This is a genomic window from Burkholderia singularis, assembly GCF_001718875.1.
Taxonomy (GTDB): domain Bacteria; phylum Pseudomonadota; class Gammaproteobacteria; order Burkholderiales; family Burkholderiaceae; genus Burkholderia; species Burkholderia singularis.
The window spans coordinates 3,161,302-3,182,489 of the sequence record NZ_CP013448.1; the positions used below are offsets into that span (position 1 = coordinate 3,161,302).

The 21,188-nt window shown below is 66.9% G+C and carries 21 protein-coding genes, 1 other RNA gene and 1 riboswitch; of the genes, 10 read left to right on the forward strand and 12 right to left on the reverse strand.

Features of this window, described 5'->3' with window-relative positions:
• Positions 1 to 4: 4 nt before the first annotated feature.
• The 4 genes from cobT to AQ611_RS13980 form a co-directional block, all read right to left on the reverse strand.
• Positions 5 to 1,057, reverse strand: a complete 1,053-nt coding sequence (gene cobT / locus AQ611_RS13965; protein ID WP_069234860.1) for a nicotinate-nucleotide--dimethylbenzimidazole phosphoribosyltransferase — start codon at positions 1,055 to 1,057, stop codon at positions 5 to 7.
• A 67-nt stretch (positions 1,058 to 1,124) separates the two neighbouring features.
• Complete coding sequence (locus AQ611_RS13970; RefSeq protein ID WP_059520406.1) at positions 1,125 to 1,964, reverse strand: ABC transporter ATP-binding protein; 840 nt, start codon at positions 1,962 to 1,964, stop codon at positions 1,125 to 1,127.
• The gene (locus AQ611_RS13975; RefSeq protein WP_059520594.1) at positions 1,961 to 2,962 is read right to left on the reverse strand and encodes a FecCD family ABC transporter permease; all 1,002 of its coding nucleotides are present in this window, start codon (positions 2,960 to 2,962) and stop codon (positions 1,961 to 1,963) included. Before AQ611_RS13975 ends, AQ611_RS13970 begins: the two co-directional genes overlap by 4 nt.
• A gap of 69 nt (positions 2,963 to 3,031) precedes the next feature.
• The gene (locus AQ611_RS13980; RefSeq protein WP_069234861.1) at positions 3,032 to 4,906 is read right to left on the reverse strand and encodes a TonB-dependent receptor plug domain-containing protein; all 1,875 of its coding nucleotides are present in this window, start codon (positions 4,904 to 4,906) and stop codon (positions 3,032 to 3,034) included.
• 69 nt (positions 4,907 to 4,975) lie between these two features.
• Positions 4,976 to 5,242: riboswitch (cobalamin riboswitch) on the reverse strand.
• A gap of 207 nt (positions 5,243 to 5,449) precedes the next feature.
• Here AQ611_RS13980 and AQ611_RS13985 point away from each other — a divergent pair.
• The 5 genes from AQ611_RS13985 to AQ611_RS14005 all read left to right on the forward strand — a co-directional run bounded on the left by AQ611_RS13985 (position 5,450) and on the right by AQ611_RS14005 (position 7,870).
• Positions 5,450 to 5,815, forward strand: a complete 366-nt coding sequence (locus AQ611_RS13985) for a coiled-coil domain-containing protein (protein ID WP_059520408.1) — start codon at positions 5,450 to 5,452, stop codon at positions 5,813 to 5,815.
• Positions 5,812 to 6,126 carry a cell division protein ZapA gene (locus AQ611_RS13990; protein ID WP_059520409.1) on the forward strand — a complete coding sequence of 105 codons (315 nt, stop codon included), beginning with the start codon at positions 5,812 to 5,814 and terminating at the stop codon, positions 6,124 to 6,126. The genes AQ611_RS13985 and AQ611_RS13990 overlap by 4 nt, the downstream gene beginning before the upstream one ends.
• 95 nt (positions 6,127 to 6,221) lie before the next feature.
• Positions 6,222 to 6,403: non-coding RNA, 6S RNA (gene ssrS / locus AQ611_RS13995), on the forward strand.
• Between the two features lie 75 nt (positions 6,404 to 6,478).
• Positions 6,479 to 6,940: an EVE domain-containing protein gene (locus AQ611_RS14000; RefSeq protein WP_059520410.1), complete on the forward strand. Its 462-nt coding sequence runs from the start codon at positions 6,479 to 6,481 to the stop codon at positions 6,938 to 6,940.
• 195 nt (positions 6,941 to 7,135) lie between these two features.
• Positions 7,136 to 7,870: an SIMPL domain-containing protein gene (locus AQ611_RS14005; RefSeq protein WP_069234862.1), complete on the forward strand. Its 735-nt coding sequence runs from the start codon at positions 7,136 to 7,138 to the stop codon at positions 7,868 to 7,870.
• Between the two features lie 458 nt (positions 7,871 to 8,328).
• On the opposite strand, the gene lgt is transcribed toward AQ611_RS14005, so the two are convergent.
• Complete coding sequence (lgt, locus tag AQ611_RS14010) at positions 8,329 to 9,216, reverse strand: prolipoprotein diacylglyceryl transferase (protein ID WP_059520412.1); 888 nt, start codon at positions 9,214 to 9,216, stop codon at positions 8,329 to 8,331.
• Positions 9,217 to 9,293: 77 nt separating this feature from the next.
• On the reverse strand, positions 9,294 to 10,250 hold the full coding sequence (locus tag AQ611_RS14015; RefSeq protein WP_069234863.1) for a LysR family transcriptional regulator: 957 nt from the start codon (positions 10,248 to 10,250) through the stop codon (positions 9,294 to 9,296).
• A 166-nt stretch (positions 10,251 to 10,416) separates the two neighbouring features.
• Here AQ611_RS14015 and ilvD point away from each other — a divergent pair, with 166 nt between their 5' ends.
• Both ilvD and AQ611_RS14025 read left to right on the forward strand, forming a co-directional pair.
• A complete protein-coding gene (gene ilvD, locus AQ611_RS14020; protein WP_069234864.1) occupies positions 10,417 to 12,090 on the forward strand; it encodes a dihydroxy-acid dehydratase in 1,674 nt (557 codons plus the stop codon).
• A 239-nt stretch (positions 12,091 to 12,329) separates the two neighbouring features.
• Positions 12,330 to 12,629 carry a c-type cytochrome gene (locus tag AQ611_RS14025; protein WP_069234865.1) on the forward strand — a complete coding sequence of 100 codons (300 nt, stop codon included), beginning with the start codon at positions 12,330 to 12,332 and terminating at the stop codon, positions 12,627 to 12,629.
• 69 nt (positions 12,630 to 12,698) lie between these two features.
• On the opposite strand, the gene AQ611_RS14030 is transcribed toward AQ611_RS14025, so the two are convergent.
• Genes AQ611_RS14030 through AQ611_RS14040 form a run of 3 tightly spaced genes read right to left on the reverse strand, consistent with a single transcriptional unit; the run spans position 12,699 to position 15,081 of the window.
• On the reverse strand, positions 12,699 to 13,091 hold the full coding sequence (locus AQ611_RS14030) for a DUF2486 family protein (protein ID WP_059520416.1): 393 nt from the start codon (positions 13,089 to 13,091) through the stop codon (positions 12,699 to 12,701).
• 18 nt (positions 13,092 to 13,109) lie between these two features.
• On the reverse strand, positions 13,110 to 13,526 hold the full coding sequence (locus AQ611_RS14035) for a DNA polymerase III subunit chi (protein ID WP_059520417.1): 417 nt from the start codon (positions 13,524 to 13,526) through the stop codon (positions 13,110 to 13,112).
• Between the two features lie 43 nt (positions 13,527 to 13,569).
• A complete protein-coding gene (locus AQ611_RS14040) occupies positions 13,570 to 15,081 on the reverse strand; it encodes a leucyl aminopeptidase (RefSeq protein ID WP_069234866.1) in 1,512 nt (503 codons plus the stop codon).
• 145 nt (positions 15,082 to 15,226) lie between these two features.
• Here AQ611_RS14040 and lptF point away from each other — a divergent pair, with 145 nt between their 5' ends.
• Genes lptF through AQ611_RS14055 form a run of 3 tightly spaced genes read left to right on the forward strand, consistent with a single transcriptional unit; the run spans position 15,227 to position 17,898 of the window.
• The gene (gene lptF / locus AQ611_RS14045; RefSeq protein ID WP_069234867.1) at positions 15,227 to 16,324 is read left to right on the forward strand and encodes an LPS export ABC transporter permease LptF; all 1,098 of its coding nucleotides are present in this window, start codon (positions 15,227 to 15,229) and stop codon (positions 16,322 to 16,324) included.
• A gap of 3 nt (positions 16,325 to 16,327) precedes the next feature.
• A complete protein-coding gene (lptG, locus tag AQ611_RS14050; protein WP_069234868.1) occupies positions 16,328 to 17,476 on the forward strand; it encodes an LPS export ABC transporter permease LptG in 1,149 nt (382 codons plus the stop codon).
• A gap of 35 nt (positions 17,477 to 17,511) precedes the next feature.
• A complete protein-coding gene (locus tag AQ611_RS14055; RefSeq protein WP_059520595.1) occupies positions 17,512 to 17,898 on the forward strand; it encodes a sirohydrochlorin chelatase in 387 nt (128 codons plus the stop codon).
• Positions 17,899 to 18,057: 159 nt separating this feature from the next.
• Here the strand turns inward: AQ611_RS14055 and cobA are convergent, their stop codons facing one another.
• From cobA to cysD, 3 genes are read right to left on the reverse strand one after another with little or no spacing between them, the layout of a single operon-like run.
• Positions 18,058 to 18,822: a uroporphyrinogen-III C-methyltransferase gene (cobA, locus tag AQ611_RS14060; protein WP_059520421.1), complete on the reverse strand. Its 765-nt coding sequence runs from the start codon at positions 18,820 to 18,822 to the stop codon at positions 18,058 to 18,060.
• 51 nt (positions 18,823 to 18,873) lie between these two features.
• Positions 18,874 to 20,190, reverse strand: coding sequence for a sulfate adenylyltransferase subunit 1 (locus tag AQ611_RS14065; RefSeq protein WP_059520422.1), 1,317 nt, complete (start codon positions 20,188 to 20,190; stop codon positions 18,874 to 18,876).
• 28 nt (positions 20,191 to 20,218) lie between these two features.
• Positions 20,219 to 21,184, reverse strand: coding sequence for a sulfate adenylyltransferase subunit CysD (gene cysD / locus AQ611_RS14070; protein ID WP_069234869.1), 966 nt, complete (start codon positions 21,182 to 21,184; stop codon positions 20,219 to 20,221).
• Between the last annotated feature and the right edge of the window lie 4 nt (positions 21,185 to 21,188).

Genomic DNA, 21,188 nt, shown 5'->3' on the forward strand with positions numbered 1-21,188 from the left:
CGCGTCACGCATCGCGGTTCGCGACGCCGGCCGCCTCGAAGCTCGCCATCTCGTTGACGAACGCGGCCGCCGCGCGCACCAGCGGCAGCGCGAGCGCGGCGCCCGTGCCTTCGCCGACGCGCAGATCGAGCGACAGCAACGCATGCGCGCCGAAATGCTCGAGCATCCGCCGATGCCCCGCTTCGTTCGATACATGCGAGAACACGCAGTATTCGCGCACCGCGGGCGCGAGCGCATCGGCGATCAGCAGCGCGGACGTGGCGATGAAACCGTCGACGAGGATCGTCATGCGCGCACGCGCGGCCTCGACGAATGCGCCGGTCATCATCGCGATTTCGAAGCCGCCGAACGTCGCGAGCACGTCGAGCGGCTCACGCGCGTGCGGATGCCGCGCGAGCGCGCGTTCGAGCACCGCGCGCTTGTGCGCGAGCCCGGCGTCGTCGAGCCCCGTGCCGCGGCCGACGCACGCATCGAGCGGCACGTTCAGCATGCGGCTCATCAGGCACGCGGCCGCCGACGTGTTCGCGATCCCCATCTCGCCAAAACCGATCACATTGGTGCCGAGCGCCGCATGATGCGCGACGCGCGCGGCGCCCGCCTCGAGCGCCGCGCAGACCTCGTCGCGCGTCATCGCGCGCTCGCGCGCGAAGTTGCGCGTGCCGCGCGCGATCGCCGCGCGCACGAGCGGCAGCGCGTCGTCCAACGGCGACGCGACGCCTGCGTCGACGATCTCCAGCACACACCCCGCGACGCCCGAAAACGCGTTGATCGCCGCGCCGCCCGCGACGAAATTCGCGACCATCTGCACGGTCACCGCCTGCGGATACGGGCTCACGCCTTCGGCGGCGATGCCGTGATCGGCCGCGAACACGATCATCGCCGGGCGCACGATGCGCGGCGCGACGGTGCGCTGAACGAGGCCGAGTTGCAACGCGAGCGCCTCGAGCCGGCCAAGACTGCCGGGCGGCTTGGTTTTCTGGTCGATGACGCGCGCGAGCGTCGCGCGCAGTTCGGCATCGTCGAGCGGGGCGACATACGGCACGCAATAGGAACTCATCGGTTTACTCTGTCGAGTCTCAAAGGTGGAATGCGGCGCGCAACGCAACGCCGGCCGAGGATCGAAATCAACGCGCGCGGCTCCCGCCGTGGCGCGCATCGGGCCATGCGGGCACCAGCGCCTCGTGGCCGTCGCGCTCGATCAGCACGAGCGGATAGCCGAATGCGCGGCTCGCGAGCGCGGGCGTCAGCACGTCGCGCGCCGGGCCCGCGTGCGCGTGGCCGCAGCCGTCGAGCAGCAGCGCGTGAGTGGCAAAGCGGCGCGCGAGGTTCAGATCGTGGCACGAGAAGATGACCGTGCGCCCGCCGGCGCGCAGCCAATCGGCGAGCGCGGCGAGGCAATCGATCTGATGATGCAAGTCCAGATGCGCGAGCGGCTCGTCGAGCAACAGCAGCGGCGCATCCTGGCACAGCGCGGCGGCCAGCGCGACGCGCTGCCGCTCGCCGCCCGACAGCGACAGCACGTCGCGCGCCGCGAACGCGGCAAGTCCGAGCCGCTCGAGCGCCGCCCATGCCGCCTCGCGATCGTCCGCGCGCTCCCATCCCCATCCAGTCAGATACGGGAAGCGGCCAAGCAGCACGGTATCGAACACGCTGGCGCTGAAGGCGTCGTGCAGCGTCTGCGCCATCCACGCGCGCCGCTGCGCGAGCGCCTGCGGCCGCCATTGCGCAAGCGGCACACCGTCGGCATCGACAATGCCCGACGCGGGCGCCGCGAGCCCCGCGAGCGTCGTCATCAGCGTGGTCTTGCCCGCGCCGTTCGGCCCGGCGATACACCAAAGCTCGCCCGGACGGAACGTATGCGTGAAATCGTCGAGCAGCGTGCGCGCCCCCGCTTTCAGCACGAGGCGTTGCACGCCATAGCGCGCAGCATGCGCCCGCCGTGCGTCGATCCGAGCGCTCGTCATCGCCCCGCCCTGCGCAACAGCATCCACAGGAACAGCGGCACGCCGATCAGCGCGGTCATCACGCCGACCGGCAACTGCGCGGGCGCAATCGCCGTGCGCGCGAGCAGATCGGCGGCCATCACGCCCGCGCCGCCCGCGAGCATCGCTGCGGGCAACAGCATCCGTTGATCGTTGCCGAACGCAAGCCGCAACGCATGCGGCACGACCAAGCCGACAAAGCCGATCGTGCCCGCCGTCGTGACGGCCGCGGCGGCCGCGAGCGAAGCGATCAGATAAACCCGCAGCCGCAGCCGCGCGACCGGCACGCCGAGCGCGGCGGCGGCCGCGTCGCCGCGCAACAGCACGTTCAGTTGCGGCGCGGCCGGCAGCGCGGCAAGCGCGGCCACCGCGAGCGCGGCGAGCGCGAACCCCGGCGACGCCGCGCCGCCCAGATCGCCCGACAGCCAGAACAGGATGCCGCGCAGCCGCTCCTGCGGCGCGATCGACAGCAACAGCGTGATGAGCGCGAACCATCCGGCGGAAATCACGACGCCCGTGAGCAGCAGGCGCGGCGATGCATCGCGCGGCTCGCCGCGCCACAGCTCCCGGCGCGCGAGCCCGAGCACGAACACGATCGACACCAGCGCGCCCGCGAACGACGCCGCATCGACGAGCCACCACGCGCCGCCCGCGATCATCGCGACGAGCGCGAACGCCGCCGCGCCGCCCGACACGCCGAGCACATACGGCTCGGCGAGCGGATTGCGCAACAGCACTTGCAGCAGCGCGCCCGCGAGCGCAAGCAGCGCGCCGCAGCCGAAGCCCGCAAGTGCGCGCGGCAGCCTCAGCGTGCGGACGATGTCGGCCGCGAGCGGTGCCTCGCCCGTGCGATGCGCGAGGGCCGCGAGCGCATCGGCGGGCGTCATCGGCACGCTGCCGAGCGTCAGCGACGCGACGAACACCGCGCCGGCGGCGGCCGCGAGCGCCGCCCAGATCGCCGCCGCGCGTCCCGCGCGCATGCCGGCGCCGCGCACGCCGCCCTTTCCGGCAAACGCTGCCATCAAGCCGCCTCCCGCGTGCCGCCCACGTCAGCGCTGCTGCCAGCCGAGCGTGACATAGGCGCCGCGGCGCGGCGTGTTGTACGCATACGCAAGCTCATAATCCTTATCGAGCAGATTGTCGATGCGCGCGCTCACGTACCACGATTTCGTGATGTCGTAGCGCGCGGACAAATTCACGATTCCATAGCCGCCGAGCCGGCTGCCGTAATCGGTGCGCGGCCCGCTGACCAGCCACTCGCCGCCGACCCGCCAGCCGCCCATCGTGCGATGCGCGGCGAACGACGCGAAGCGCCGCGCGCGCCGGTTCAGATCCTGATGCGCGATTTCGTCGACCGGATTCTGCACCGTCGCCGCAATCCGCAAGTCGGTCTTGCCGATCCGCCCCTGCCACGAGCCTTCGACGCCCTGCACCTTGGCGCGGCCGACGTTCTGCGCGACATAGAAAAACCCGCTCGCGCCCGGCCGGTAGTCGATCAAGTTCGTATAGCGGGTCTGAAACGCGGTGACGCGCACCACGCCGATCGCCTCCGATGCGTACTGCACGGCCGCGTCGACCGAGTGGCTGCGCTCGGGCTGAATCGACAGGTTACCCGAGTTGGGAAAGTACAGATCGTTGAAGCTGGGCGCGCGAAACGCGTCCGAGTAGCTCGCCGTCACCTTCCAGTGCTCGGTGACGTCCAATCCATAACCGAAATAGTAGCTGTTCGCGCCGCCGAAATCGGAATACTGGTCGCGCCGCAGATTCGCCTGGAACTGGCTCGCGCCCAGGCGGCCGGTATAGCCGAGCCAGCCGGAATTCACGTGGCGCGTGGGCGCCGCGTAGCTGTTCGAATCGAACGACTGATCGAGCCGTTCGTAGCCGGCCTGCAACGTGTGGCCGCGCGCGAGCGTGAAATCGTTCTGCCAGGTGTACTGACGGTTGTCGGTGTTGAAGTGATCGGTGTACGCGCCGTTCAACGCCGACTGGTTGCGATCCTTGCCGCTCGACACGTTGACGTGCGTCGTCCACCAGCCGGTGATTTTGCCGTTCGCGAATGCCGAGATCTGCTGAACCCGGCTGTACAGGTCGTTCAGATCGGTGGGCTTGCCGTATGCGTTGTCGTAGCTGTTGCGGCCGGCGGTGTCGAAGTACGTGACGCCCGCATCCCAGCCGCCGCCGAACCGATGCTTGAGCGACGCCGACACGCTCTCGCTCAAGTTGCCGTTCGCGTTCGGATTCGCCTGCGGCTTGCTCGCGGGATCGATCGCCGAGAAACCATCGGTCTTCGCGCGCGCAAGCGACACGCTGAACGTCGTGCTGCCGTCCTGATCGAGCCGCCCCGACACGCCCGCGTTCTGCGTCTGCGTGTGATAGCTGCCGTAGCCCGCGGAGAAATCGAAGCGCGGCGGATGATCGCCGCCGCGCTTCGTGAACACCTGCACGACGCCGCCGATCGCGCCCGACCCATACAGCGACGATACGTTGCCGTTCACGACCTCGACACGCTCGATCTGATCGAGCGGAATCCGGCCGATCTGCGCCTGGCCGAGGCTCGCCGAATCGACTCGCACGCCGTCGATCAGCACGAGCGACTGCGTCGGCTGCGCACCGCGCAGAAAGAGGCTCGCGCTCGCCCCCGGGCCGCCGTTGCGCACGATCTGCGCGCCCGGCGCGAGCGCGAGCAGGCCGGGCAGATCGGTCGCGCCGCTGTCGGCGATGTCCTGCGCATCGAAGCGGGTGGTTTGAGGAATGGTATCGGCAAGCTTCTGCGGACCGCGCTGCGCGGTGACGACGATCGGCTCGAGTTGCGTGCCGGCGTCGCCGGCGGCAGGCGCCGACGGCGCCGCGCCGGTTTGCGCGAACGACGCGCAAGGCAATCCGGACAAGGCGACGAGCGCCGCGCGGACGAATGAGGTTGACATCGAGACAAAAATCCAGTGGCGCTACGGCGCCTGCTTCCCCGCGGGCGCCGCGTCACGAAGACGGCCGCAAGCCGCCTCCCCGCCTCGGCCGGTATCCGGGCTGCGAAATCGCCGCCTCGCCTTCCCGCGCGATGCGCAGTGGCTTGCTGCGCACCGGCGGCCGGTCGGTCACGACCAGCCGCCGGTGCGCGAAGAGGACGGCTTGCATCGAATGCGATGCGCTTCGCTTACCGTTGCGGGGGCAGCGCAGGTTGGCTCGATCCTGGCGGACTTCGCGCCCTGCTTCCCGTTTAACCGCGCGTGAAACGCGCGAGCACCGAGGCGGCGCCAGTTTAGGAGCGCGGCCGGCCGTGCGTCAAGAAACACGGCGGCGCGCGACGCGCGCGCATCGCACATGAGGCGGCACGCGAAAGCATGCGCCGGCGTCGATGCGCCTGCGATAGTTCGCGGCAAGAAGCGCAGGTGTTACGTCTGGAAACGTTACAGATATCGGAATAACGGGTATTCCGCGCTAAAATGCTGGGTCTTTAGAGGACGCAGCAGATGCTCAACGAACTCGAAACCCTATCTCAAAACATTGGCCGTTTGATCGCGCTCAATCAGCGCTATCAAACGGAACGGCTCGCGCTCGAGGAGCAAGTCGCACAATTGCGAACGGAAATGAACACACTGCGCACCGATCTCGCGCAGTTGCGCGACGAGCGCAATGCGCTCGCGGCGGAGCGCGATTCGCTGTCGGCGAAAATCGACGACGCGCAAGTCAAGCTCAACGCGATCCTCGAAAAATTGCCGCGCACGAAAAGCGTGCCGGATACGGAAAACCAGCTTGATCTGCTTGCTGCGCAGGCGAACGACGAAAGCCCGCGTGAAGGCGACGACGGCACGGCGAGCCACGGAGAACATGCATGAGCACGAAGCAGATCGAAGTCTCGATTCTCGGCCAGACGTATCGGCTCGCCTGCTCGCCGGAAACGGAAGCGGCGCTGCTCGAAGCGGTCGCGCGCGTCGATACCGAAATGTCCAACATCCGCGCGAACAGCTCGGTGCGCGGCACCGACCGCATCGCGGTGATGGCCGCGCTGTCGCTCGCATCGGAGCTGCTGCGGCTGCAACAAAGCGTGCGACACGGCGAAGCGTTCCCCGCGGAAGAAATCCGGCGTACAATGCGCCAAATGAATGAACAGCTCGGTGCAGTGCTCACACAGCACGAGTTGCAGTAAGTTAAAGCAGTCCATTCGTTTCACCCGGTTCGAGCCATGCTTGGTCTATCCCGCTCAAGCAGCCGAACCCAAAAGTGATTCGAACCGTTTAGTCAGCTTCCCTGCCTGGTTCGCCAAGGTCATATATTCCTTGAACCAATGCCATGTGCACGGTTGCGGAAATTTGTAGCACGGGCGCGCGCGTCACTCTGTCTGATGTACCCGAAGTGCTGCTAACTGCGACCAATTCTGAACCTCAGGTTCAGGATGCCGGCCTAGCGGCCAAGGCGGGGGCCTATTCCACGGCATCGGGTTCGTCCCGGTGCCGTTTCCTTATCCGCAGCCTTTTCATTGCGTCGATTCGATCCGATCCATGCGCTATTGGCTGATGAAATCCGAACCGGACGAGGCGAGCATCGACGATCTCGCCGCCGCACCCGGACAAACGTTGCCGTGGACCGGCGTGCGCAACTATCAGGCGCGCAACTTCATGCGCGACGCGATGCAGATCGGCGACGGCGTGCTGTTCTACCATTCGAGCTGCCCGGAGCCCGGCATCGCGGGGCTCGCCGAGGTGTGCTCGACGCCTTACCCCGATCCCACGCAGTTCGACCCGCAAAGTCCGTACCACGATCCGAAGGCGGCGCCCGATGCGCCGCGCTGGGTGCTCGTCGACGTGCGCTTCGTGAAGAAGACGCCGCTCATTGCGCTTGGCACATTGCGCGAACATGACGCGCTCGCCGGCATGCGCGTGCTCGCGAAGGGCAACCGGCTGTCGATCACGCCCGTCACGCCAGACGAATGGCGCTTCATCACGAAGCGGCTGATGAAGTAATGCGGCATCTGCCGTCAAACAATGTCAGATACACACGCGGCAGCCGGAACCTCGCGACGCTTTCATCTGCCTAACGGACGCGCAACGGATGCGACGCCCACTATGCTTGTATCCGTTGCTCGATCATTCAGCGCGGCTTACATCCGCGCCCCGCATGCCAACGATGCATGCGTGTTCTCGCTCAAGGAGTCAATAATGACGAAAAAATCCGCTCTGACTGCCGCCGTCGCCCTCGCAGCGGCATTGCCCATCGCCATCGCGCTTGCGCCGTCCGCCGCACGCGCGCAAAGCATCGGCGTAATGCCGCCGCCGTCGGGCGTGCTGTCGCTGTCCGCGCAAGCAAGCGCCGACGTTCCGCAGGACGTCATCGACATCACGCTGTTCTATGAACAGCAAGCGAAAGATCCCGGCAACCTGACCAGCGAACTCAACAAGCGCGCGGATTCGGCGCTCGCGCAGGCGCGCAGCGTCGCGGGCGTGACGGCGCATACGGGCCAGTTCTCGGTCTCACCGAGCTTCGATCGCGATGGCAAGATCTCGGCATGGCGCGGGCGTACCGAGGTCGTGCTCGAATCGCGCGATTTTTCCGCTGCGTCGAAGCTCGCGGGCCAACTAAGTTCGATCATGCAGATCGGCAACGTGTCGTTCTCGCTGTCGCCGGACGCGCAGCGCGCGACCGAGCAGAAACTCACGACCGAAGCGATCAAGGCATTCCGCGCACGCGCCGAGGAAGCGACGAAGGCGTTCGGCTATAGCAGCTATTCGATCCGTGACGTGAACGTCGGCAGCGGCCGCAACGTGCAGCCGTTCCAGCCGAGGATGATGGCGATGGCCGCCGCGCCCGCCGCAGCAGACGCCGCGCCGATCGCGGTCGAAGGCGGCAAGGCGACCGTGACCGTCAACGTGAACGGCTCGGTGCAGATGAAGTGACGAAGTCATCGCCGGCAGCGGCGTGTTGCAGCGCCGCCCGCCGCCGATAACGATAATCGCCAGACAGAACGCCGGCCGCGAGAGCCGGCGTTTTTGATGTGCGCCGCGCCGAGTTGCATGGCACTCGCTTTGCTTCGGCCCATGCATGCGGGATACGCAAACGGCCTCGAATGGGAGTGGCGCCCGTTTGTTGCATCACACGCATCGCCGTTGCGGCACGCACCGAATGGCGAAATGCGCCGCGCCGACCTGCCCGCGACGCCAAGCCCTGTGCCGCGCGCACCCACCGTGCAGGCCTCCCAATCGCGCCATGCGTCGCGCTGCGCGCGATGCCAATCTCCGGCACGCATCGTCCGCGCCGGCCACACGGGTCGCGGCATCCATCCAGCCGACCTGCCCACGACGCCGTTCTCATTCGATCGATGTCCGGCCTCCACGCAACGCGATGCGCGAACCGCTCAAGCCGCTTTCCCCCCGCCGCGCCGGTATGCCCAAACCATCATCAGCACGCCGGCGACGATCATCGGCAGCGACAGCCACTGCCCCATCGACAGCCCAAACGTCAACAGCCCAAGAAAGTCGTCCGGCTCGCGCGCGAACTCGACCGTGAAACGCGCGAGCCCGTAGCCGATCAGGAACAGCGCCGACACCGCGCCCATCGGCCGAGGCTTGCGCGAGAAAAACCACAGCACGATAAAAAGCGCAATGCCTTCGAGCGCGATTTCATAAAGCTGCGACGGATGGCGCGGCAGCATCTGGTGCGCGAGGAACACCTCGTTGAGATCCCACTTCGCGGCGATATCCTGATGCGCGGCAAGCCACGCGGCATCGTCGCGCGCCGCGCCCGGAAACAGCATCGCCCATGGCGCGTCGGGGCTGGTCACGCGCCCCCACAGCTCGCCGTTGATGAAGTTGCCGAGCCGCCCGGTCGCGAGGCCCGTCGGCACCATCGGCGCGACGAAATCGGTCACCTGCAGCCAGTGGCGCTTGCGCTGCCACGCGAACAGCGCCATCGCGAGCGTCACGCCGAGAAAGCCGCCGTGAAACGACATGCCCCCTTCCCACACCTTGAAGATATCGAGCGGGTGCGACAGGTAGAAGCCCGCCTTGTAGAACAGCACGTAGCCGAGCCGGCCGCCCAGCACGACGCCTAGCACGCCGTAGAACATCATGTCGTCGATGTCCTTCGCGCTCCAGCCTTGCGCGGCGACGTGCGGCAGCTTCAGCCGCACACGGCCGATGACGATCGCCGCGATGAAGCCGACGAGATACATGAGCCCATACCAGCGCACGGCGAGCGGGCCGATGTGGATCGCGACGGGATCGAAATTCGGATGAATGATCATGGATTAGCGTTGAAGGTTTGAATCGAAGCGGCGCTCGCGCCGCGAAACGCGTTTCGACGGACGCGCCGCGCGAACGTTCACGGCCGCGCGCTCTGGCCCGGCGCGGCGTGCGCGCCGCACGCATGGGCGCGCACGATGTCGATGAAGCCCGAGAGCACCGGGCTTACGTCGGCCGTGCGCCACACGAGCCCCGTCTCGACGACGGGCGCCGCCGTATCGGCAAGCGGCCGGTAGACGACGCCCATGCGCCGCAGGTTGCGCAGCGATTGCGGCACGAGCGCGACGCCCAAACCCGCGGACACGAGGCTCACGATCGTCTGCATCTGGATCGCTTCCTGGCCGATGCGGGGTGCAACGCCCGCCGCGCCGTAGCAGCCCGTAATGATGTCATAAAAGCCGGGCGCCAGACGGCGGGGAAAGATCACGAGCGGCAACGACGCGATGTCCGCGATCCGCACCGGCGCGTCAGCGGCGACGCCTCGCACGGCAAGCGCAGCGGCCGCATCGGCCGACATCGCGACGACGAGCGGCTCGCGCAGCACCGGCAGATACGACAGCGACGCCGCGTGACGCGGCGGCACGGGCGCAATCACGAGCCCCGCGTCGATGCGGCCGGCCGCCAGTTCGTCGAGTTGCACGTCGCTCGTCGCCTCGGTCAACTGCAGGCGCACGTGCGGATGGCGCGCGCCGAACTCGCGCAACAGCCGCGGCAGCAGCCCGTAATCGGCCGTCGATACGAACGCGAGCGCAAGCGAGCCCGATTCGCCGCGCGCCAGGCGCTGCGCGAGCGGCGGCAGTGCGTCGGCGGCGGCAAGCAGCCGCCGCACGTCGGGCAGCAGCGCGGCACCCACCGCGGTCAGCTCGACCGAGCGCTTCGTGCGCGCGAACAGCGCGACGCCGAGCGCGTCCTCGAGCGCGCGAATCGCCTGCGACAGCGGCGGCTGCGTCATCGCCAGCCGCGCCGCGGCCCGCCCGAAATGCCGCTCGTCGGCCACGGTCAAGAAATAGCGCCACTGGCGCAGATCCGGGGTCACATCGGGCTCCTCGTTCGACTCGTCACTGATATGTCTTTCGACCTAATAGACGACGAATAATATATTGGACATTCTTGAACGGAAACTGCATTCTTGCCCACCTGAGCCGGCCTGCGCCCATGCAGCGCGCCGCCCCGCAATCAATCAGCCGATGGATGGAGTCCCCATGTCGTACAACCGCCGCTCGAAGAACATCACGCAGGGCGTGGCCCGCTCGCCGAATCGCTCGATGTATTACGCGCTCGGCTACCAGCCGGAAGATTTCGACAAACCGATGATCGGCATCGCCAACGGCCACTCGACGATCACGCCGTGCAACGCGGGCCTGCAGCGCCTGTCGGATGCGGCCGTCGAGGCCGTCAAGCACGCCGGCGCGAATCCGCAGATTTTCGGCACGCCGACCATTTCGGACGGCATGTCGATGGGCACCGAAGGGATGAAGTATTCGCTCGTATCGCGCGAAGTGATCGCCGACTGCATCGAAACCTGCGTGCAGGGCCAATGGATGGACGGCGTGGTGGTCGTCGGCGGCTGCGACAAGAACATGCCGGGCGGAATGATCGCGCTCGCGCGCCTGAACGTGCCGGGCATCTACGTGTACGGCGGCACGATCCGCCCCGGCCGCTGGAAGGGCCGCGATCTGACGATCGTGTCATCGTTCGAGGCGGTCGGCGAATTCACGGCCGGGCGGATGACGCAGGAGGATTTCGAAGGGGTCGAAAAAAACGCGTGCCCGACCACGGGCTCGTGCGGCGGCATGTACACCGCGAACACGATGAGTTCGTCGTTCGAGGCGCTCGGCATGTCGCTGCTGTATTCGTCGACGATGGCCAACCCGGATCAGGAGAAGGTCGACTCGGCGGCCGAATCGGCACGCGTGCTCGTCGAAGCCGTGAAGCGCGACCTGAAGCCGCGCGACATCATCACGAAACAATCGATCGAGAATGCGGTGTCGGTCATCATGGCCACGGGCGGCTCGACGAACGCGGTGCTGCATTACCTTGCGATCGCGCACGCGGCCGAGATCGACTGGTCGATCGACGATTTCGAACGGATTCGCAAGCGCGTGCCGGTGATTTGCGACCTGAAGCCGTCGGGCCAATATGTCGCGACCGATCTGCACGCGGCGGGGGGCATCCCGCAGGTGATGAAGATCCTGCTCGACGCGGGCCTCCTGCACGGCGATTGCATGACGATCACCGGCCGCACGCTCGCCGACGAGCTGAAGGACGTGCCGAGCACGCCACGCGCCGACCAGAAGGTGATCTACCCGATCGATCAGGCGCTGTACAAGGAAGGCCATCTCGCGATCCTGAAGGGCAATCTCGCGGAAAACGGCGCGGTCGCGAAGATCACCGGCCTGAAGAACCCGGTCATCACCGGCCCGGCGCGCGTGTTCGACGACGAGCAAAGCGCATTGCAAGCGATCCTCGACGACAAGATCCACGCGGGCGACGTGGTCGTGCTGCGTTATCTCGGCCCGCAAGGCGGCCCCGGCATGCCCGAGATGCTCGCGCCGACGTCCGCGATCATCGGCAAGGGGCTGGGGGAATCGGTCGGCCTCATCACCGATGGCCGCTTCTCGGGCGGCACGTGGGGAATGGTGGTGGGCCACGTCGCGCCGGAGGCGTTCGTCGGCGGCACGATCGCGCTGGTGCAGGAAGGCGACTCGATCACGATCGACGCGCACAAGCTGCTGCTGCAGCTCAACGTCGACGACGCCGAGCTTGCGCGCCGCCGCGCCGCATGGAAGCAGCCTGCGCCGCGCTACACGCGCGGGGTGCTCGCCAAGTACGCGGCGCTCGCCCGCCCCGCGAACCAGGGCGCGGTCACCGGCTGACGCCCGGCATCGGCGGCGGCCGCGACGGGTGGCGATCCGGCGCGGCCGCCGCGCGCGTATGTGTGCGTATGTGCGCGTAGCGACAAAAAACCACAAGATCGCCGGCTGGCGCAACCTGTCCGGCCGCCCTTTGCTTTTATAATGCGCGCAACGCCAAACCGGGCACCGCACCGGCGGAGACCAGCATGAACCGAATGACCTGGTACGCGGTGCGTATTCGCACGGCGTGCCTGCGCGTGATGATCGTTTCGTTGACGGCCGCGAGCGCAAGCTTGCATGCGCAGCCAGCCGACGGACTATCGCTCGCGCAACGCAAGAACTGCATGGCATGCCATGCGACCGACACTACGCTGATGGGCCCGTCGTTCCGCGCGATCGCCGACAAGTACGCCGCGCGCGGCGACGCCGTCAGCTATCTCGCGCAAACCATCGTGAAAGGCAGCGTCGGCGTCTGGGGCAACGTGCCGATGCCCGCGAACACGCAATTGACGAATGCCGAAGCGAGCACGCTCGCGCACTGGATTCTGTCGCGCAAATAAGAAACCGCGCCCAGCATCCGCTACGCGTGCCGGTGAACGCACCGAATGCGAGGCAGCGTGTTCGCAGCGCTATTTCGAGCCTTGCGAGCCGCCGCCCGAATCCGCTTGCCGATGATGCGCCAGCGCCGCATCGATTTCTTGCGCCACCCACGCTGCGATCTCGGTTTCGAGCACACGCGAAACCTCGCCCGCGATCTGGCCGACGAGCCGCGCAGTATGGACTTGCAGCGCGTCGCGGCAACGCGCTTCGACGAGTTCGCGCCCGTCGCCCGCCAGATATGCGTGCAACCGGTCCTGCAACCGCTCGGCGATGCGCCGCGCATCGGCGCTCGCCGCAGGCGGCTGCCGTGACGCTCCAGCGGCGGGCGGCCGCGCGAGCGCCGGATTGCCCGGCACGAGCACGTCGCTCAGAACGGGAATCGGCGCTTCGCCGGCTGGATCGATTTCGTTCGCTTCGGACACGCTGTTCTCCGTCCGGGCTCACGCCCCCTGCTTGTAATTGTTGAGCGCGTAGCCGCGATCCCGATAGAAACGGTAACGCTCGCGCCCCGCCGTCAGCTCGTCGGGCGCATTGCCGACCACTTCGAGCAGACGCTCGAAGCGCGCGAACTGCGCGGGCACATCGTCGCCCAGATTCAGCAAGATGCCGTGATGCGGCGCGCGCTCGAGATCCGCGGTCAGCACGATCGGCGTGGCGGCCGCGTGCGGGCTGTCCACTGCGCAGTGCGGAATGAAGTCGAGCGGAGAAAACGTCCAGAGCCGCTCGTCGAGCGCGCGCAGCCGCGCGGGCGAAGCGCGCACGACGACCGGCTGCCCCGCCTGATACGCCTTGCGCAGCAGCCGGCAAGCGTAGGCGAGCGGGTCGCCGACGTTCGTGTGGAAATCGATCCGCGTCATCGCGCGCCGCGCCCCGCCGGATTCGCCATCGAGCGCCACGCCATCACGCGCCGGCGCGATCGATCAGGAACTGTGCGAGCAGCGGCACGGGACGCCCCGTCGCGCCCTTCGCCGCGCCGCTCTTCCATGCGGTGCCCGCGATGTCGAGGTGCGCCCACGGATAGCTGTCGGTGAAACGCGACAGAAAGCACGCCGCCGTGATGCTGCCGCCGGGCCGCCCGCCGATGTTCGCGAGATCCGCGAAATTCGATTTCAGCTGCTCCTGGTACTCGTCGTCGAGCGGCATCCGCCAGGCCGGGTCGGCCGCCTCGCGCGACGCGTCGAGCAACTCGCCCGCGAGCGCGTCGTCCTTCGAGAAGAGGCCGGTGTTGTGATGGCCCAGCGCAATCACGCACGCGCCGGTCAGCGTCGCGACGTCGATCACGGCCGCCGGCTTGAAGCGTTCCGCATACGTGAGCGCATCACAGAGGATCAGGCGCCCTTCCGCATCGGTGTTCAGCACCTCGATCGTCAGCCCCTTCATGCTCGTGACGATGTCGCCCGGCTTCGTCGCATTGCCGGCCGGCATATTTTCGCAGGTCGGCACGATCGCCACGACGTTGAGCTTCAGCCCCATCTCGGCAACCGCGCGCATCGTGCCGAGCACGGCGCCCGCGCCGCACATGTCGTACTTCATCTCGTCCATCGCCTCGCCGGGCTTGAGCGAAATGCCGCCCGTGTCGAACGTGATGCCCTTGCCGACCAGCACGACGGGCGCCGCCTTCGCGGCCGCGCCCTGATAATGCAGCACGATGAACTGCGGCGGCTCGACGGAGCCCTTCGCGACCGCGAGAAACGAGCCCATCTTGAGCGCCTGGATCTGCTTCAGACCGAGCACATCGGCCTTCAACCCCCAATCCTTCGCGAGCTGCTTCGCGACGCTCGCGAGATAGGCCGGCGTGCAGACGTTGCCGGGCAGATTGCCGAGATCGCGCGTGAGATCCATTCCGTTCGCGAGCGCGCCCGCCTGTTTCACCGCGAGCTTCGCCGCCTTCTCGTCGGCCGGATCGACGCTGAACACGACGCGCTTCAATGCGCGCGCGGGCGTCTCCGGCTTGCTCTTCATCTGCGTGAATTGATACGTTTCGTTGCGCAGCGCGAGAATCGCCGCGCGCACGCCCCAATCGGAGCCGCGATCGGGCACCGGCGCCTGCGCGAGCGTGAACGTGACCTGGACTATTTTCGTGCCGAGCAGCGCGCGCCACGCGGCCTTGAGCGCGTCGTGATAGGCTTTCTGGCTGAAAGCATCCTGCTTGCCCAGCCCGACGAGCAGCACGCGCGACGCGCCGATGCCCGAAACCTCGTGCAAAAACAAGGTTTTGCCGAGCTTGCCGTCCATGTCCCCCGCCTTGATCACACGCGACACGAGGCCCTTGGTCGCCTCGTCGATATCGAGCGCCGCGCCGGACAAGGTTTGCGCTTCGAACACGCCCAGCACGATACAGTCGGATTTCCCGGTCAGGAAACCCTTCGCCGCGCCTTTGCTCCAATCACAGCCTTTTATGCTAAAGTCCATCGCGCTTGTCCTCGGGTAAAATCTGGGCTAAGGATGAAAGCCGCAATTATCCGCTATTTTTCCTGCGCGGCGTGAGCGCCCCCGCTCGTGCGCTCGTTCCCGCCCCGCAGTCTCACCCCGCAGTTTTGCCTGCTTCGCATCAATAATGATCTTCGAACGCTCCCTCCAGCGCGAGCTTGCGTATACCGCCGGCGCCGTTTTCATGGTGCTGCTCACGATCATGCTGACGTCGATGATGATCCGCATCGTCGGTTACGCCGCGTCCGGCGAGGTCAACCCGAAGGACGTGCTCGTGCTGATCGGCCTCACCGTGATCGGCTACCTGGCGATGATCCTCGTCGGCACGCTGTTCGTGTCGATCCTGTTCGTGCTCACGCGCTGGTACAAGGATTCCGAAATGGTCGTCTGGCTCGCCTCCGGCGTGAGCCTCACCCGCCTCATCAAGCCGATCGGCGTGTTCGCGACGCCGATCGTGATCCTGATCGCGTTTTTCGCGTTCGTCGGCTGGCCGTGGTCGAACCAGCAAAGCAAGCTGATCCGCGCGCGCTTTCAGCAGCGCGACGAGGTGTCGTTGCTCGCGCCCGGCCAGTTCCGCGAATCCGCCGCGAACAACCGCGTGTTCTTCATCGAGAAAATGTCGCCCGACCAGAGCAAGGTGCAAAACGTGTTCGTCACGACCACCGAACAGGGCAAGGTGAACGTCGTCGTATCGCAGACGGGCCACACCGAGACGATGAAGAACGGCGATCGCTTCATCGTGCTCGATAACGGCCGCCGCTACGACGGCGTGCCGGGCCAGCCGAATTTCAAGATCATGGAATTCGAGCGCTACGGCGTAAAAATCCAGAGCAAGCAGGTGGTCAGCCAGCCGACCACGACAGGCACGCCGACGATCGACCTGCTGCGCAATCCGACCAATCAGAACCTTGCCGAATTCGCGTGGCGCGCGGGACTGCCGCTGATCGCGATCAACCTGATGGTGCTCGCGATTCCTCTGTCGTATCAGAACCCGCGCCGCGGCCGGACCGTGAACCTCGTGATGGCCGTGCTGATCTACCTGACTTACTCGAACCTGCTGAACGTCGTCCAGTCGCAAATGGAACGGGGCAAGATCCCGTTCGGCGTCGGCCTGATCGGCTTGCATTTGCTGATTGCCGCGATCGTCGCATTCCTGTTCTGGCTGCGCGTGCGCAACCGGCCGCTGTTTTCGCGCGCCGCGCCCGGCCGCTCGCAAGGAGCGTAAACGATGCGGCTTTACGAAAAATACTTCGCGCGCCAGATCTACGTGACGTTTGCCTTCGTGCTGTTCGCGTTCTCCGGCCTGTTCTTCTTCTTCGACCTGATCAGCGAGTTGAACTCGGTCGGCCACGGCAACTACAAGTTCGGCTATGCGGTGCTGCGCGTCGCGCTGCAAACGCCGTCGCGCTTTTACGAGATCATCCCGGTGGCCATACTGATCAGCTCGATCTACGTGTTCGCGCAGATGGCCGCGAACTCGGAGTTCACGATCTTCCGCGTCTCCGGCCTCGCGACCAACCAGGCGCTGCGTTCGCTGCTGAAGATCGGCGTGCCGATCGTCGTCGCGACCTACCTGATCGGCGAATTCGTCGGCCCCTACACCGATCAGTTGTCGGAGCGCGTGCGGCTCGAGGCGCTCGGCTCGTCGGTGTCGTCGAACTTCGCATCGGGCGTGTGGGTCAAGGACACGCTGACCGCGCGCGAGACGGGCGAACCCGTGACGCGCTTCGTCAACGTCGGCACGCTGTCGCCGGATTCGACGATCAGCGACGTGCGGATCTACGAGTTCGATTCGAAATTCAATCTGCAAAACGTGCGGATCGCCAAACGCGGCCGCTATCAGCCGCCCGGCCACTGGCTGCTGACCGACGTCACCGACACGCAATTGACGAACCTCTCGGGCCAGCCCAACCAGCCGTCCGACGCGCTGAACCCGGTCTACCGCTCGCAGCAGGTCACGATGCCGCAATACTCGCTGCGCTCGGACCTGACGCCGCAGATCCTGTCGGTGCTGCTCGTATCGCCGGAGCGGATGTCGCTGTTCAACCTGTTCCGCTACATCCAGCATTTGAAGGAGAACCAGCAGGATACGCAGCGCTATGACATCGCGCTATGGCGCAAGCTGCTGTATCCGTTCGCGGTGTTCGTGATGCTCGTGCTGTCGCTGCCGTTCGCGTATCTGCATACGCGCGCGGGCGTCGTCGGCGTGAAGGTGTTCGGCGGAATCATGCTCGGGATGAGCTTCCAGCTTTTCAACACGCTGTTCTCGCATATCGGCACGCTGAACACGTGGCCCGCGCCGCTGACGGCGGCGCTGCCCGGCTGCCTCTATCTGGCGCTCGGCCTGCTGGCGCTGAAGTGGGTCGACCGGCACTGAGCGCGCCAGGCGTGCCGTTCTCGAAGGAGCGGGCGATGAATCGTCGATCCGGCATCATTCTGTTCGGCCACGGCGCGCGCGATGCACGCTGGGCCGAGCCGTTCGAGCGGCTGGCTGCGAAGCTGCGCGCGGCGCGCGGCGCGCATGCGCCCGTCGCGCTCGCGTTTCTCGAACTGATGGAGCCGTCGCTTGCGACGGCTGCGGCCGCACTCGCCGCGCAGTGCGACGTGATCACCGTGATACCGGTTTTCTTCGGCCAGGGCGGCCACGTGCGCCGCGACCTGCCGCAGCTCGTCGAAGCATGCCGCCTCGCGCATCCGGGGATCGACATTCGTTGCGCGACGGCGGTGGGCGAGGACGATGCGGTGCTCGACGCGATCGTCGAGTATTGCCTGCGCCAAGGCGGCGAGCCGATGCGGTGAGTGCTCGCGCGCGCCGCAGCAGGCCCGCGCCGCATTCGTCGGCGGACCGTTGCATGGCGACGCGCCGTCGGATCGTCCGAAATAAAAATCGCCGGCTCGTCGCCGGCGTTTTCGTCTGCCCCTACGCGTCAGCCCAAACCGGCCGCCAACGGCACCGGATCAAGCCGCATCCCGCATCCCCGCCTTGCCTTCGGCCGGCTTTTCGCCGTCCGCCCGCTCGCGGGCGGCGAACGCGTCGCCGATCATCAGCAAGCTCGGCTGGAGCGGATCGAGCCACGCATACGCCGCGCCCGCCGCCATCTCCGCGAGCGTCAGCGTGAGCGTGCGCTCGCGCGGCGTGCTGCACGCCTCGACGATCGCCACCGGCGTCGAACCGGCGCGGCCCGCGTCGATCAACCGTTGCGCGATGCCGGGCGCGCTGTCGCGGCCCATGTAATAAACGAGCGAATCCGCGCTGACCTGCTCGCGAATCTCGTCGCTGCCCGGCGCGCGGCTGTGCGTGGCGAATGCGACGCTGCGCGCGACGCCGCGCAGCGTCAGCGAACGCTTGAGCGCGGCGGCGCCCGCAAGCGCGGCGGTAATGCCGGGGACGATCTCGTAGTCGATCCCGGCCGCCTCGAGCGCGCGCATCTCCTCGTCCGCCCGGCCGAACAGCATCGGATCGCCGCCCTTCAGGCGCACGACGAGCGCGTGCTCGCGCGCCGCGTCGACGAGCTGCTTGTTGATGAAATGCTGCGCACTCGAGCGCTGCCCGCAGCGCTTGCCGACCGCGATCTTGCGCGCACGCGGCGCGTGCTCGAGCATCTGCGGCTCGACGAGCGCGTCGTGCAGCACGATGTCCGCGCTCGCGAGCAGGCGCGCGCCGCGCACCGTGATCAGGTCCGCCGCGCCCGGCCCCGCGCCGATCAGATACACCTTGCCCATATGCGTCGATCCTCTTCTCGCGCACTCGCGCCGCGGGTGCGGCGCGATCCGTCACGCGGAAAACGCCCGAATCATACCCGCTGCGACCGTATGGTGGGTGGCCTCGTCGATCAGCACGAACGCGCCCGTGCCCGGATGCGCGTCATAAGTGTCGCAGACGATCGGCTTTTGCAGCGTCAGCGCGACGCGGCCGATGTCGTTCATCTTCAGCTCGTGGCGGTCGGTCGCATGCGACAGCGTATGCACGTCGAGCACCTGCTGAACCGCGCCGATCTTCGTGAACACCGTGTTCGTGGTCTGCTTGAGCAGATACTTGCGCTGCGGCGACAGCGGCGTCTCGTCGAACCAGCACAGGTCCGCTTCGAGCTTCTTGGCCGGCTCGACGGGCTGCGCGCTCGCCACGAACGTATCGCCGCGCGACACGTCGACATCCTCGGCAAGCCGGATCGTCACGGTTTGCCCTGCAAACGCGCGCTCGACGGCCGCGGTGCCGCCCGGCACCGGCGCGATGATCTCGGCGACCGTCGCGACGCGGTTCGACGGCAGCACGGCAATCTCGTCGCCGACCTTCACTGCGCCCGCCTCGATGCGGCCCATGTAGCCGCGGAAATCGTCGGCCGAACTGCCGTCCTGGCGCGCGACCCATTGCACCGGAAAGCGCAGCGCGTCGCCCGCCTGCGTCTCGACGGGCAGCGCCTCGAGCACGTCGAGCAGCGGCTCGCCCGCATACCACGGCATGCGCTCGCTCGGCGCGACGATGTTGTCGCCCTTGAGCGCCGACACCGGCACGAAGCGCACGTCGGCAAGCCCCAGTTGCTGCGCGAGCTTCACGTATGCGTCGCGGATCTCGTTGAAGCGCGCCTCGCTGTAGTCGACGAGATCCATCTTGTTGATCGCGACGATCACGTGCTGCAGCGCGAGCAGCTTGACGATCGCGCTGTGGCGCTTGGTTTGCGGCAGCAGTTGCGCCACGCCGTTCTCGAGCGTCACGCGCGTCGCGTCGATCAGGATGATCGCCGCATGCGCGGTCGACGCGCCCGTCACCATGTTGCGCGTGTACTGCTCGTGGCCCGGCGTGTCGGCGATGATGAACTTGCGCTTCGCGGTCGCGAAATAGCGGTATGCGACGTCGATCGTGATGCCCTGCTCGCGCTCGGCTTCCAGCCCGTCGGTCAACAGCGCGAGGTCGAGCTCGTCGCCGACCGTGCGCTTGTTCTTCGCGCGCGACAGCGCGGACAGTTGGTCCGACAGCACCGCCTTGCTGTCGTACAGCAGGCGGCCGATCAGCGTGCTCTTGCCGTCGTCGACGCTGCCCGCGGTGATGAAGCGCAGCACGCCGAGGTCTTCGTTGGTGTCGATGGTGCTCATGTTGCTCGTGTCCTCGTTCTGCGGTGCGTCAGAAATAACCTTGCTTCTTGCGCTGCTCCATCGCGGCCTCGGAGGTCTGGTCGTCCATCCGCGTCGCGCCGCGCTCGGTGATCTCGGTCACCGCCGTCTCGGCGATGATCTTCTCGATATCGTCCGCGTCGCTCTCGACCGGGCACGTGCACGAGATATCGCCGACCGTGCGAAAGCGCACCAGCGCGTGCTCGCTGGTTTCGCCATCGCGCATCGGCGTGAGCGGCGTCACGGGCACGAGCAGGCCGTTGCGGCGCACGATCTCGCGGCGGTGCGCGTAATAGATCGACGGCAATTCGAGCTGCTCGCGCGCGATGTATTGCCACACGTCGAGTTCGGTCCAGTTCGAGATCGGGAACACGCGCAGATGCTCACCACGATGCAAACGCGCGTTGTAGAGGCTCCACAGTTCCGGGCGCTGCGATTTCGGGTCCCACTGGCCGAACTCGTCGCGAAACGAGAAGATGCGCTCCTTCGCGCGCGCTTTTTCCTCGTCGCGGCGCGCGCCGCCGATCATCGCGGTGAAGCCGTGCTGCTCGATCGTCTCGAGCAGCGTGACCGCTTGCGCGGCGTTGCGCGAATCGGTCTCGCGGCGCAGTACAACAGTGCCGCGCTTGATCGAATCCTCGACGTGCCCGACGATCAGCTCCGCGCCGATCTCGCTCACGCGGCGGTCGCGGAAATCGATCACCTCGTCGTAGTTATGACCGGTGTCGATATGCACGAGCGGGAACGGCAGCGCCGTCTTGCGATTCGCGCCGAGCCCGAACGCCTTGAGCGCGAGATGCAGCACGACGACCGAATCCTTGCCGCCCGAGAACAACAGCGCGGGCTTGCTGCACTCGGCGACCAGCTCGCGCAGGATGTGGATCGACTCGGCTTCGAGCCAGTCGAGATGGCCCATCCGGCCGGACGCCGTGCCGGCGGACGGTGCAAACGCGGATTGTTCGAGCGTCGTGCTCATGGTT